Annotated in this window: 8 protein-coding genes; 5 read left to right on the forward strand and 3 right to left on the reverse strand. The window is 76.4% G+C overall.

What is annotated here, in order from left to right:
- Positions 1–90 precede the first annotated feature (90 nt).
- Positions 91–1056: a DUF3592 domain-containing protein gene (locus G1H19_RS16550; RefSeq protein ID WP_152730891.1), complete on the forward strand. Its 966-nt coding sequence runs from the start codon at positions 91–93 to the stop codon at positions 1054–1056.
- Positions 1057–1067: 11 nt separating this feature from the next.
- Here G1H19_RS16550 and G1H19_RS16555 read toward each other — a convergent pair whose 3' ends face one another.
- The gene (locus tag G1H19_RS16555) at positions 1068–1997 is read right to left on the reverse strand and encodes a nucleoside triphosphate pyrophosphohydrolase (protein WP_235928145.1); all 930 of its coding nucleotides are present in this window, start codon (positions 1995–1997) and stop codon (positions 1068–1070) included.
- A gap of 4 nt (positions 1998–2001) precedes the next feature.
- A complete protein-coding gene (locus G1H19_RS16560) occupies positions 2002–3045 on the reverse strand; it encodes a SurA N-terminal domain-containing protein (protein WP_162393060.1) in 1044 nt (347 codons plus the stop codon).
- Positions 3046–3213: 168 nt separating this feature from the next.
- Between G1H19_RS16560 and G1H19_RS16565 the strand changes: the two genes are divergently transcribed.
- Positions 3214–3969 (forward strand): 4'-phosphopantetheinyl transferase family protein, encoded by a 756-nt coding sequence (locus tag G1H19_RS16565; RefSeq protein WP_152730889.1) that lies wholly within the window; start codon positions 3214–3216, stop codon positions 3967–3969.
- Positions 3966–6932 (forward strand): acetoacetate--CoA ligase, encoded by a 2967-nt coding sequence (locus tag G1H19_RS16570; RefSeq protein ID WP_152730888.1) that lies wholly within the window; start codon positions 3966–3968, stop codon positions 6930–6932. Before G1H19_RS16565 ends, G1H19_RS16570 begins: the two co-directional genes overlap by 4 nt.
- An 8-nt stretch (positions 6933–6940) precedes the next feature.
- Here the strand turns inward: G1H19_RS16570 and mfd are convergent, their stop codons facing one another.
- Entirely contained in the window at positions 6941–10486 is a 3546-nt protein-coding gene (mfd, locus tag G1H19_RS16575; RefSeq protein WP_202925924.1) for a transcription-repair coupling factor, read from the reverse strand.
- A 294-nt stretch (positions 10487–10780) separates the two neighbouring features.
- On the opposite strand from mfd, the gene G1H19_RS16580 reads away from it, so the two are divergent.
- Both G1H19_RS16580 and G1H19_RS16585 read left to right on the forward strand, forming a co-directional pair.
- Positions 10781–11695 carry a WecB/TagA/CpsF family glycosyltransferase gene (locus tag G1H19_RS16580; RefSeq protein WP_152730887.1) on the forward strand — a complete coding sequence of 305 codons (915 nt, stop codon included), beginning with the start codon at positions 10781–10783 and terminating at the stop codon, positions 11693–11695.
- On the forward strand, positions 11692–13776 hold the full coding sequence (locus tag G1H19_RS16585; RefSeq protein ID WP_162393059.1) for a glycosyltransferase: 2085 nt from the start codon (positions 11692–11694) through the stop codon (positions 13774–13776). Before G1H19_RS16580 ends, G1H19_RS16585 begins: the two co-directional genes overlap by 4 nt.

A 13776-nucleotide genomic window follows, 5' to 3' on the forward strand; every position in this document is an offset into this window, starting at 1 on the left:
CCGGCAGCGTAGCGATCCCGGGCCCGGTCGACGCGGCCGGTGCGACGGCGCGCGGGGACCGCCGGCGGCCGCCTGGGACGATTCCCGGCGATGACGTCGACCCCGCCTCCCCGGCCGCACCGGCGCGCCGTCGGCCAGCTGCTGCTGGGCCTGGTGCCCCTGGTCGTGGTCGGCCTCGTGCTGACGGTCGTGCTGGTGCTGCGGCTGGGCGACGCGCAGGCGCCCCTGTCGGCGGCCACCCGGACCGCCACCGCCACGGTGACGGCCAGCGGCACGGCACCGGACGGGCGCGGTGTGGACGTGACCTTCACCGACGCCGACGGGCGCGAGCGGCCGGGCCGGCTCGTGCTGGACCGCCCGCAGGCCGTGCCCACCGGCAACCAGGTGACCGTCGCGTACGCCCCCGGCCCGCCGCCGAGCGGGCCGCAGACCGTCTACGCCGACGGGGACGCCGCGCACGGCGCGGTGGGCGACGTCGTGTTCGGGCTGGTGCTGGTGCCGCTGGTCACCGCGGCTGCGGCCGCGGTCACCGGGTTGCGGGTGCTGGGCCGGCGGCGGCTGCGCCGGGCGCCGGCGACGCGGGTGCCGGCCACCCACTTCACCGTGCGCCGGGGCCTGCTGGTGCGCAGCTGGCTGGAGCTGGACACCCCGCGGGGGCTGCGCTGGCTGCCGGTGCACTGGGCGCCCGAGCTCGCCGCGCTGCCCCCGGACACCCGGGTCGAGGTGCGCGGGGACCCCGGGGCCGGTCGCGTGGTGCTGCCGGTGGTCGCCGGCGCCGAGCTGTGGCCCTCGGGCCGGCTGCGCCCGGCCCCGCCTCGCGGTGAGCTGAACGCCCCACCCCCGCGCACCGACGCCGCGCGGTTCGCGGGGCTGGCCCGGCAGGCCCGCGGCGACGCCGTCGTCCCGGTGCTGGCGCCGGTGCTGGGGCTGCTGTGGGCCTACGTGGACGACAGCGGCGTGGCCGGGTTCGTCGTCGCCTCCGCGCTGGCGGCCGCGCTGCTGTTCTGGGTGCAGCAGTTCCTCGGCTCCTCCCCCGCTCTGCCCGCGGTGGACTGACACCCTCCGGGTCAGGGCGCCGGGCGGGCGTGCGCCTCCCCGTCGATCCGGGCGGCGTAGCGGCGTACGGCGGCTCGCAGGGCGTCCTCGGCGTCCCAGCCGCGCTGCTGGGCGGCGACGACGAGGCCGAGCAGGTGCTCGCCGAGCTCGTCGGCGTCGGCCGCGGGGAGGTCGGCGGCGGCCGGCACCGGCAGCCCGGCCCGCCCGGCCCGGCGCACCAGGGCCGCGCCCCACGCCGACGCGGGCTGCGAGGTGGACACGCCCTCGGTGGGTGAGCGCCGGCCCTTCTCCGCCTTCTTGATCTCCTCCCAGCCGGCCTCGACCTGCGCCACGTCGCGGTGCCCGGCGTCGGCGAACACGTGCGGGTGCCGGCGCACCAGCTTGTCCACCAGGTCCCCGGCGACGTCGTCCACGTCGAAGCCGCGCGGCTGCGGTGCCTCCGCGGCGATCCGGGCGTGGAACAGCACCTGGAGCAGGACGTCGCCGAGCTCCTCGCGCATGCCGGCCGCGTCGTCGTCGACGATCGCGTCGTAGGCCTCGTGCGCCTCCTCCAGCAGGTAGCCGCGCAGCGAGGCGTGCGTCTGCTCGGCGTCCCACGGGCAGCCGCCGGGCGAGCGCAGCCGGTCCATCACGGCCGCCGCCTCGAGCAGCCGGACGCCGGGAGGCTCCGGGCAGCCGTCGACCACCGTGACCCCGGCGGGCAGGTCGGCGGGCAGCTCGGCCGGCGCCAGCAGGCACACGGCGCCGGGCGCGAGCTGCGGCAGCACGGCGGCGTCGGCCACCGGGGTGCCGGCCGCGCGCACGGCCGCGGCGGTCGCGGCGGCCCCGGGCAGGGCGGCGACCGCACCGGCCGCGGCGAGCACCCGCCACCCGGCGGGTGCGAGCAGGCCGGGCAGCCGGGGGCTGACGGTGAGCAGGCAGGCAGGGGGCAGCGGGGGCACCCGGTCAGTCTCCGGCAGCACCCGGGTCGGCCGGCACCTCGGTGCCGGGCAGGGTGTCGTCGATCGGGTCCTCGGCCGCGCCGCTGCCGTCGGTGAGGACGTCGACCACGCCGCCGTCACCGGCGACGATGTTCTCGCCGTCCGCGACGCCGTAGCGCGGGTTCACCGTGACGTCGAGGTCCTCGCGCACGTCGGCGACCAGGGCCATCCCGCTGTCGGCGGCCTCGGCGGCGGCCTGCGCCTCCAGCTCGGCGCGGGAGCCCTCGAACGTCGGGTAGACGATCCCGCCGACGAAGGCCACGACGACCCCGCCGGTCTCCGGGACGGCGAGGGTGAAGCCGTTGCCCGGGTCGGTGCCCGCCACCTGGTCCAGCAGGGCCTGCGGGATCTCGTCCGGCGCCCGGTCCTCCAGGGCCGGCAGCGTGTACTGCCCGGCGTACTGCGCAGCCAGTGCCGGGTAGCTGGCCGGGTCGGCGGTCAGCTGGCCGAGCACCGCCTGGGCGGTGGCGTCGTCGGGCACGGTGATGAAGCCCAGGCTGATCTTCGCCAGCCCCTCGCGGGAGGCGTCGAAGCGCTCGCGGAGGGCGGACTCGGACAGGTCGACCTGCCCGGACGCGACGGCGACCTGCTCCCGCACCATCTGCTGGCGCACGTTCTCCAGCACGTCCTCGGCGTTCACGCCGTTCTGCTGGGCCAGCTGCTGGTAGGTCGCGGCCTCGTCCTGGCCGGCGAGCAGCTGGTCGATCCGGGCCCGCGCGTCGTCGTCGGAGACCTGGACGTCGTACCGGTCGGCGACCGCGGCGTAGACGTCCTCCTGGACGAGCAGGCCGAGCACGAAGCGCTGGTAGCCGGCGTCGTCGTCCCCGGCGAACGTGGCGATGTCCGGGTCGGCGAGCCGGTCGGCGACCGCCCGGTCCAGCTCGGCGCGGGTGACCTGCGAGTCGCCGACGTAGGCGGCGACCGAGGCGTCGGAACGGCAGCCGGACAGCAGCAGGGTCCCGGACACCCCGAGGGCGAGGACGGCCGTGAGACGACGGGAGCTCAGCACGCTGTGCAGGTTCCCACACCGGTACGGGACAGCGGGCGCGGCGCGGGTGGGCAGGACGCGACCGGCAGGGGCGGACCCGTCGCCCGACCGGGTGGACGGTGCGGCCGGGCCCCGGCCGAGGCCCCGGGCACCCAGCCGATGCCCAGGTGCTGGTGACATCCTCCGGGCGTGACTGCGGAACCGGCGCACCGAGCCGGGGCCCGCGCGGCCCCGGCGCCGCCGGCCTCCCGGCCGTCCGGCAGGCACGCCCGGCCCCTCGCCGAGGTCCACCTGCTGTCGCTGACGCTGGACGACGCGGCGCTGGAGCGGGCCCGGGCGGTCCTGTCACCGGCCGAGCGGGAGCACGCCGACCACGGCGTACCCGCGGTGCGCCGCCGCCGCACCGCGCTGCGCGCCGGCATGCGGGCAGCGCTCGGCAGCGCCCTGGGCGTCGCCCCCGCGGACGTGCCGCTGGTCGCCGACCCGCTGGGCAGGCCCGGGCTGGGTCCGGCGGCGCCGGGCCTCGACGTCAGCTGCTCGGCGGGCGGGGACCTGGGCGTGGTCGTCGTGGGCCACGGCGTCCGCGTGGGCGTGGACGTGGAGCCGGTCGCGCCGTGGACCGCGGCCGTGGCCGACGAGGGCTGGCTGACGGCCTCCGAGCTGCGCTGGCTGCGACTGCTGCCCCCGGCCCGGCGGGCGGTGGCCGCCACCCGCTGCTGGACGGCGAAGGAGGCCGTCGCCAAGGCGACCGGCCGCGGGCTGACCGGCCCGCTGCCCGAGGTGGGCACCCTCCGGGCACCGCGCACCCGCCGCACCGCCGGCTGGCTGCTGCACCCGGTCCGGGTCCCCGCCGGGTCGGTGGCGACCCTGGCGACCGACACACCCGTCCGGCTCGTGCTGGACGACCTGCCCACCACCGCACCACCGGAGAGGACGACGCGATGACGACGACCTCCGCGCCCGGCACCGGGATCGGCCCCGGCCCCGCCGCCGAGACCCGGCTCGCGTCGTTCCGCCGGTACTGCGCGCAGCGCACCGGCCGGCCGCTGGAGCGCCCCGGGGACCTGCACGCCTTCTCCCTGGACGACGCACCGACGTTCTGGCGTGCCCTGCTGGAGTGGTCGGCGCTGCCGTGGTCCGGGTCCGCCGACCGGGTGGTCGTGGGCACCGACGTGGAGACCGCCCGGTTCTTCCCCGACGTGCGGCTCAACTACGCCGCGGCCCTGCTCGGCCCGCGCCCGGACGTCGACGACGCGTCCGCCGCGGTGACCTCGGTGCACGCGGACGGCTCGACCCGCACCGTGGACCGCCGCGGGCTCCGCGCGGCCGTCGGGCAGGCCGCGGCGGCGCTGCGCCGGCTCGGGGTGCGGCCCGGGGAGCAGGTGGTGGTGGTGGCCGGCAGCGACCTGCCGACCGTGGTCGCGGTGCTGGCCGCCGCTGCCGTGGGCGCGACCGTGTCCACCGCGATGCCGGACATGGGCGCCCCGGTGCTCGTCGACCGGTTCGGCCGCACCGACCCGGTGCTGCTGTTCCTGGACCGGGCGGCGGTGCCCGGCGACGCCGACGCCGCCGGGCACGCCCTCGTGAGCGGGCTGCCGGGCCTGCGGCACGTGCTGCTGCTCGACGACGGCGCGGCGCCCGAGAGGTGGCCGGTGGACACCCGGTCGTGGGCCGGCGAGCTGACCGGTGTCCCCGCCGAGCCGGTCGAGCGATGGCCGGCCCTGCCCTTCGACCACCCGCTGTTCGTGCTGTTCTCCTCCGGCACCACCGGCCCGCCGAAGGCCATCGTGCACGGGGCGGGCGGCACCCTGCTGGAGCACGTCAAGGAGCACGCGCTGCACGGCGACCTGGGGCCGCGCGACGTCCTGTACGTCCACACGACCACCGCCTGGATGATGTGGCACTGGCAGCTGTCCGCCCTGGCGGTGGGCGCCCACGTCGTGCTGTACGACGGGCCGGTGAGCCGGCCGGCGACGCTGTGGGAGCTGGTCGCGCGGCACGGCGTCACGGTGTTCGGCACCAGCCCGGCGCACCTGCAGCTGTGCCAGGACACCGGCCTGCGGCCCGGCGAGACCCTGGACCTGGGCCGGCTGCGTGCCGTGCTCTCCACCGGGTCGGTGCTGCACGACTGGCAGTTCGACTGGGTCGCCGACGCCGTGGGGCCGGTGCCCCTGCAGTCGATCTCCGGCGGTACCGACGTGCTGGGCTGCTTCGTGCTCGGCCACCCCGAGCTGCCGGTGCGCCGCGGCTGGTCCCAGGCCCGGAGCCTGGGCCTCGACGTCGCCGCCGTGGACGAGGCCGGCCGCGAGGTGCGGGGCCGGGTCGGTGAGCTGGTGTGCCGGCGGCCCTTCCCGTCCCGGCCGGTCGGCTTCCGCCAGGACCCGGACGGCCGCCGGTTCCACGACGCCTACTTCGCCGCGCACCCCGGCATGTGGACCCACGGCGACCTCGTCGAGATCGCCCCCGACGGCGGGGCTCGGGTGCACGGCCGCTCGGACGGCGTGCTCAACGTCGACGGCGTGCGGATCGGCCCCAGCGAGGTGTACCGCGCCCTGCAGGGCGTGCCGGGCATCGCGCAGGCCATGGCGGTCGAGCAGCGCGACCCGCGGTACGCCGGCGCCTCCCGGATGGTGCTGCTGGTGGTGCTGCACCCGGACGCCGACCTGGACGGCGACCTCGCCCGCACCCTGCGGGCGACCGTCCGCCGCCGCGCGTCGGCGGCGCACGTGCCCTCGCTGGTCGTCGCCGTCGACGAGCTGCCGGTGACCCACAGCGGCAAGCCCTCGGAGACCGCCGCCCGGGACGCCGTCAACGGCGACCCGGTCCGCAACGAGGGGGCGCTGCGCAACCCGGGCTGCCTGACCGGGATCCGCGCGGCGGTCGCCCGGGCCGGCCGCTCCACCGTGCCCACGGCGGACGCCGACGCCCGGGCGCTGACCACCTCCGCGGCCGCCGACGCCGACGCCGACCGGGTGGCCGCGGAGGCAGCCCGCCTGTGGCGCGAGGCCCTCGGCCTGGACCGGGTCGGCCCGGACGACCACTTCGCCGACCTGGGCGGCACCTCCCGGCAGGTGATGACCCTGCTGCGCCGGGTGGCACTCGAGTTGGGCGCCGACGTGCCGGTCGAGGACTTCCTCGCCGAGCCGACACCGGCCGGGTTGGCCCGGTGCGTCGCCCGCGCCCGGTCGGCGCCGATGCCGGACGTGGTGGAGCTGCGGGCCGGGGTCGGCCGGCCGGTGTTCCTGCTCTGCGACGCGTGGGGGCAGTTCAACTCCCTGCACGCCCTCGTGCGGGCCCTGCACACCGAGCGCCCGGTGCTCGGCCTGCACCCGCCGCTGGCGGACGCGGCGGGACGCCGGCGCAGCGTCGGCGAGCTCGCCGACGCCTGCCTGGTCGCCGCGGCCGGGCGCCAGCCGGCGGGCCCGCTGAGCCTGCTCGGCTACTCCTTCGGCGGGCTGGTGGGCTACGAGACCGCGGTGCGGGCCCGGGCGGCCGGCCGGCCGCTGGGCTGGCTGGGTCTGATCGACGTCTTCCCGCCCACCGCCTCGCTCACCCGAGGGGAGGCACGGGCGCGCCGCTGGGCGGGCCGGCTGGACACCCTGCGCTCCCCCGCCCGGTTGGCGCACCGGCTGCACCACCGCGTCCCCGGGGTGGGGCAGGGCGTCGAGGAGGCCGCCTGGACGCAGTCCTGGCTGGTGGCCGCGGCGCACCGCCTGTCGCCCTACGACGGGCCGGTGACCTACTACGCGGCCACCCGGGGTCTGCCGCTGGTGGGCAACACGCTGTCGGCGTGGCGCCGCGCGGCCCCCCACCTGCTGGTCACCGAGCTGGCCGGGGACCACGAGGACCTGCTGTCCGCCGCCCGCGTCGACCTGCTCGCCGCGCGGGTGTCCGCGACCCTGGCCTGAGCCGGCGGTCAGGAGGCGACGACCACCGGCTGCTCCAGGACCGCGGACAGCACCTGGTGCAGCTTCTCCAGCAGCGCGACGTCGCGCAGCGGGGTGCGCCGGTCGGGACCGGTGGGCACCTTGAGGGAGATCGTGTTCACCGCCGGCTTGTAGGTGGCACCGTCGGCCAGCCGGGCCAGCTTCATCTGCTGGGACTCCCGCAGCTCGGCCGGGCCGACCCGGATCGAGCGGCCCTGCATCGACACCTCGGTCACGCCGAGGTGTCGCATCGCCGCCCGGAACCGGGCCACGGCCAGCAGGTTGAGCACCGGGGCAGGCGCCGGGCCGTAGCGGTCGGTGAGCTCGTCCAGCACGGCCTGCGCCTGCTCGTCGTCCTGCACGGAGGCGACCTTGCGGTAGGCCTCCATCCGCAGCCGCTCCCCGGGCACGTAGTCGTGCGGCAGGTGCGCGTCGACCGGCAGGTCGACCCGCACGTCGGCCGGCTCCACCGCCGGCGACTCCCCCGTGGCCTGCGCCCGGTAGTCGCTGACCGCCTCGCCGACCAGCCGGACATAGAGGTCGAACCCGACGCCGGCGATGAACCCGGACTGCTCGCCACCGAGCAGGTTGCCCGAGCCGCGGATCTCCAGGTCCTTCATCGCCACCGCCATGCCGGCGCCGAGGTCGGTGTTGTGCGCGATGGTGGTCAGCCGGTCGACCGAGGTCTCGGTCAGCGGCCGCGTCGGGTCGTAGGTGAAGTAGGCGTAGGCGCGTTCCCGGCCACGGCCCACCCGGCCGCGGATCTGGTGCAGCTGGGACAGGCCGAAGGTGTCCGCCCTGTCGACGATGAGGGTGTTGGCGTTCGGGATGTCCAGGCCGGACTCCACGATCGTGGTGGCGACCAGGACGTCGTACTCCTTCTCCCAGAAGCCGACCATGATCTTCTCCAGCTCGGCCTCGCCCATCTGGCCGTGCCCGACCGCGACCCGGGCCTCGGGCACCAGGGCGCGGATCTTGGCCGCCGCCTTGTCGATCGACTGCACCCGGTTGTGGATGACGAACACCTGGCCGTCGCGCAGCAGCTCGCGCCGGATCGCCGCGGCCATCTGCTTGTCCTCCCAGGCGCCCACGTAGGTCAGCACCGGGTGCCGCTCCTCGGGCGGGGTGAGGATCGTGGACATCTCGCGGATGCCGGTCAGCGACATCTCCAGGGTGCGCGGGATCGGCGTCGCCGACATGGACAGCACGTCGACCGCCGTCCGCATCGTCTTCAGGTACTCCTTGTGCTCGACCCCGAAGCGCTGCTCCTCGTCCACGATGACCAGACCGAGGTCCTTGAACCGGGTGGTCGGCTGCAGCAGCCGGTGCGTGCCGATCAGCACGTCGACCTCGCCGTCGGCCAGCTGCCGCAGCGTCTCCTCGCTCTCGGCCCGGGACTGGAACCGGCTCAGCACCTTCACGGTGACCGGGAACTGGGCCATCCGCTCGGAGAAGGTCTTGTAGTGCTGGTTGGCCAGCAGCGTGGTCGGCACCAGGACGCCGACCTGCTTGCCGTCCTGCACTGCCTTGAACGCCGCGCGGATGGCGATCTCGGTCTTGCCGTAGCCGACGTCGCCGCAGATGATCCGGTCCATCGGCACCGGCTGGGCCATGTCCGCCTTGACCTCGTCGATCGCCGAGAGCTGGTCGGGGGTCTCCTGGAACGGGAAGGCGTCCTCCAGCTCGCGCTGCCAGACGGTGTCCGGACCGAAGGCGTGGCCCTTGCTGGCCATCCGGGCGGAGTAGAGCCGGATCAGCTCCGCGGCGATCTGCTTGACCGCCTTGCGCGCCTTGCCCTTGGTCTTCGCCCAGTCGGCACCGCCGAGCTTGGACAGCGACGGCGCCTCGCCGCCCACGTAGCGGGTCAGCTGGTCCAGGGAGTCGGTGGGCACGAACAGCCGGTCCGGCGGCTGGTTCCGCCGGCTCGGGGCGTACTCCACGATCAGGTAGTCGCGCTGCCCGCCGTGCACGGTGCGGCTGACCATCTCGATGTACCGGCCGATCCCGTGCTGCTCGTGCACCACCAGGTCACCGGGCTGCAGCTGCACCAGGTCCACGGCGTTGCGCCGGCGGGCCGGCATCTTGGTGGCCTCGCGCATCGAGGTGCCGCGCTGGCCGGTCATGTCGCCCTCGGTGAGCAGCGCCAGCCCGATGCCGGGGAAGGCGAACCCGGCCTCCAGCGAGCCCTGGGTGACGTGGGTCAGCCCGGCGTCGGGAGCGGTCGGGACGTCGGGCACCAGCCGGACGCCGAGGTCGGCCTCGGTCAGCTGGTCGGCCGCGCGCTGCGCCGGGCCGGGCCCGGCGAACGTGAGGACGACGCGCCACCGGTCGCGGCCCCACTGCCGCATCTGCTCGATGGCCCGGGGCTGGTCGCCGTGGAAGCGCTCGACGGCGGTGGCGTCCAGGGTGACGTGGGTGTCGTCGTCGGTGTCGTGCAGCGTGAAGGCGCCGGTGGTCCACCAGGGCAGCCCGCGGGCGCTCGCGGCGGCCTGCACGTCCGCCAGGTCCTGGAAGCTCGAGGCACCGAGGTCGATCGGCGCCTGGCCGGCCTCGGCGGCGGTGGCCCAGGACGCGGCGAGGAACTCCTCGGCAGTGCGCACCAGGTCGGCCGACCGGCTGCGCACCCGCTCCGGGTCCAGCACCAGCACGTGCGTGCCGCGCGGCACCAGGTCGGTGAGCAGCTGCATCTGCTCGTCGCCGATCAGGGCCGGGATGAGCGACTCCATGCCCTCCACCGCGATGCCCTCGGCCAGCTTGCCGAGCACCTCCAGCAGCTCGGGGTGCGCCACCGCCAGCTCGGCCGCCCGCCGGCGCACGACCGGGGTGAGCAGCAGCTCGCGACACGGCGGCGCCCACAACCGATCGGGCCGCTCGTCGGTCGAGCGCTGGTCGCCGGCGGAGAAGTAGCGCAGCTCGTCGACCTCGTCGCCCCAGAACTCCACCCGCACCGGGTGCTGCTCGGTGGGCGGGAAGACGTCGAGCAGTCCACCGCGGACGGCGAACTCCCCGCGCTTCTCCACCAGCTCCACCCGGGTGTAGGCAGCGTCGGACAGGGCCTGGGCGACGTCGTCCAGCGAGGCCGTGTCGCCACCGGTCAGCTCGACCGGGACCAGGTCGCCCAGGCCGGGTGACAGCGGCTGCAGCACGCTGCGCACCGGGGCCACCAGCACGTCGATCGCGGCGCCCTCGGCGGGGTGGGTGAGGTCGCGCAGCACGGCCAGCCGGCGGCCGACCGTGTCCGCGCGGGGGCTGAGCCGCTCGTGCGGCAGCGTCTCCCAGGCCGGGAACGTCTCGACCCGGCGCTCGGGCACCAGGCAGCGCAGCAGCGTGGTGACCTGCTCGGCGTCCCGCTCCCCCGCGGTCACCACCAGCACCGGCACGCCGTCGCCGCCCCCCGCGGCCGCCAGCGCCGCGGCGACCAGCGGCTGCACGGTCGGCGGTGCGGTGACCGTGAGGTCGGCGGTACCGGCCGCAGCGACCACGCGGGCCATGCCGGGGTCGGTGAGGACGACGTCGAGCACGCCGCGCAGGGTCACGGTGGGTCCACTCCTGGGTGCCGGTGGCCGCGCTCGTCGCGCCGGGTGCACGGGGGGCCGGTCCCCAGGTTAGCGCCGTCGCGCAGCGTGCTGGTCCGGCGCGGACGTACCCCGTTCGGTGGAGGGCGACAGCAACCGGCACACCCCTTGGGATGACACCGGGCCTCGAGACGTCAATGCAGGTCAGGACGTTGCCGACTCTGTCCTCACAAGATCCGCAGCGGATCCCCACGTCGCCCCCGGCACGTCGTCCGTGACAGCTGCGGGTCGTCGCTCGACGCGTGGAGGACCGGTATGCGCACGACCGTGGACACCGCCTGGCTCGGCCCTGTCTCCGTGACGGGGCTCACCGAGCGAGCGGTGGGCGACTCCGTCGTCCAGGCCATCTCCGAGGGTCGAGGCGGGTCGATCGTGACCGTCAACATCGACATCCTGCGCGCCGCCACCCGGGACCCCGCGTACGCGCGGCTGGTCGCCGCCGCCGAGCTCTCCGTCGCCGACGGGATGCCCGTGGTGTGGGCCGCCCGGCTCGCCGGGGCGCGCGTGCCCGAGCGCGTCACCGGCGCCTCGCTGGTCTTCTCGCTGTGCGAGTCCGCTGCCCGCACCGGCCGCTCCGTCTACCTGATCGGCGGTCTGCCCGGGGTCCCGGAGGCAGCGGGGCAGGCCCTCGCCGCCCGCTACCCCGGGCTGCGGGTGGTCGGGGCGGTGTCACCGCCGTTCGGGTTCGACCAGGACGAGCAGGAACTGGCCGCCCTGGAGTCGGCCGTCACGGCGGCCGCGCCGGACCTCGTCCTCGTCGGCCTCGGCTTCCCCAAGCAGGAACGGCTGATCGCCCGGCTGCGGCCGCTGCTCCCGCACGCCTGGTTCCTCGGCTGCGGTGCGGGCATCCCGATGGCGGCGGGCCAGTTCCGGCGCGCACCGCAGGTCGCCCAGCGGCTCGGGGCCGAGTGGCTGCACCGGCTCGCCCAGGAACCGCGGCGCCTGGCCCGCCGGTACCTGGTCGACGACCTCCCCTTCGCCGTCCTGCTGCTGGCCCGGACCCTGGCCGCCCGGGTGACGGCGACCGCCGCCCCGCGGCCGGTGCTGCCGGTGGCCGTCCCGCCGACCCTCACCCTGGTCCCGCCCGTGCTCGCCGAGGCGGTCGAGGAGGGCGCGACGGTGCACGTGCTGCCGCAGGCCGCCCTGCTGCCCCCCGTGGTGCAGGCGTGAGCGGGGGCACGACCCCGCCGGCGGGACGGCCGCTGGCCGTCGTCGTCGTCACGTTCCACAGCGCCGAGGTGGTGGCCGGGTGCCTGCAGTCGGTGGGCCACGCGCTGGCCCGCGCCGGTCGCGCCGACGCCGAGGTGATCGTGGTGGACAACGCCTCCGGCGACGGCACGCTGGACGCGGTGCGCGCGGCCGCGCCCGCGGCCACCGTGCTCGCGCAGGCCGGCAACGACGGCTTCGCCGCCGGGGTGAACGCCGGCCTGCGGCACGCCGCCGGCCGGGACGTGCTGGTGCTGAACCCCGACGTCCGGTTGGCCCCCGACGCGGTCCGGCTGCTCCTGGAGGGCCTCGCCGTCCCGGGGACGGGCATCGCCGTCCCGCGGTTGCTCGGCGCGGACGGGACGACGCAGCCGTCCCTGCGCCGCGCACCGACGGCGCGGCGCGCCTGGGCCGACGCGCTGCTCGGCGGCCGCCGGGCCGGACGGCTGGGCGAGATGGTCACCGACCCGTCGGCCTACCGGGGCGAGCAGCTGCCGGACTGGGCCACCGGTGCGGTGTGGCTCGTCTCGGCCGAGTGCAGCGCGGCGCTGGGCCTGCTCGACGAGCGGTACTTCCTCTACAGCGAGGAGACCGAGTACATGCTGCGCGCCGGCGACCACGGGCTCGCCGTCCGCTACGTCCCGGAGGCGGAGGCGGTGCACATCGGGGGCGAGCAGTCGACGTCCCCCGCGCTGTGGGCGCTGTCGGTGACCAACCGGGTGCGGCTGCACCGCGAGCGCGCCGGCCGCGCGGCCGCGGCGGGCATGCGGCTGGCGGCCGTCACGAACGAGGCGCTCCGGTCGGTGCGCGGGCCGGATGCCGCCGTGCACCGGGCCGGCCTGCGGGCGCTGCTGCGGATGCCGGCCTGGCCCGAGCGCCCGGCCGCCCCGCGCGGACCCGCCTACGTCTGCTTCGCCGCGCAGGACTGGTGGTACCACAACACGGCCCACTCGGACTTCCAGCTGATGCGGTCGCTGGCCGAGCAGCGGACGGTCCTGGTGGTCAACAGCATCGGCATGCGGATGCCCACGCCCGGCTCCAGCACGCAGGTGACCCGGCGGGTCCTGCGCAAGCTGCGCAGCGTCGCCAAGCTCGTGCGCCGACCGCTGCCCGACGTGCCCGGCTTCCACGTGATGTCCCCGCTGCCGCTGCCCTTCTACGGCTCCGCCGCCGGGCGTGCCGTGGGTGCCGCCGTCGTGCGGCTGCAGGTGCGCGCGGTGTGCCTGGCGCTCGGCATCCGGCGCCCGGTCGTGGTCGCCACCCTGCCCACCGCCTGGGACGTCGTCCGGCCGATGGCCCGCACGGCGCTGGTCTACAACCGGTCGGACAGGCACTCGGACTTCCCGGAGGCCGACCGCGAGGCGATCGCCGCGCTCGAGCAGCAGATGCTCACCCACTCCGACCGGGTGCTGTACGTCAGCCGGGCGCTGATGGAGGAGGAGCGAGCGCTCACCGGCGAGCGCGCGGTGTTCCTCGACCACGGCGTCGACGTCGACCACTTCGCGCCGCGCGAGGACGACGACCTGCCCGCCGACCTGCGCGCGATCCCCGGCCCGCGGATCGGGTTCTTCGGGGCACTGGACGACTTCGTGGTCGACTTCGACCTGCTGGAGCGGGTGGCCGTGGAGCTGCCGGACGCCTCGCTGGTGCTGGTCGGCAGCTCCTCGCACCCCATGGAGCGCCTCACCCGGCACCCGAACGTGCACTGGCTGGGCCGGCGGCCCTACGCCGAGATCGCCGGCTACGGCGCGGGCTTCGACGTCGCGCTGATGCCGTGGGTGGACCAGCCGTGGATCCACCGCTGCAACCCGATCAAGCTCAAGGAGTACCTGGCCCTCGGCCTGCCCGTGGTCAGCACGCCGTTCGCCGAGCTCGACCACTACCGGGACCGGGTGCGGGTGGCCGACGCCGACGGGTTCGTCGCCGCCGTCCGGGAGTCCCTGGAGTTCGGCCCGCTGCTGGAGCCGGAGAAGCTGCGCACCTCGGTGCTGCCCTGCTCCTGGACCTCCCGGGCCGAGCTGCTGCGCGAGATCGTGGAGGGCTGA

This window comes from Goekera deserti, assembly GCF_010685995.1.
Classification (GTDB): domain Bacteria; phylum Actinomycetota; class Actinomycetes; order Mycobacteriales; family Geodermatophilaceae; genus Goekera; species Goekera deserti.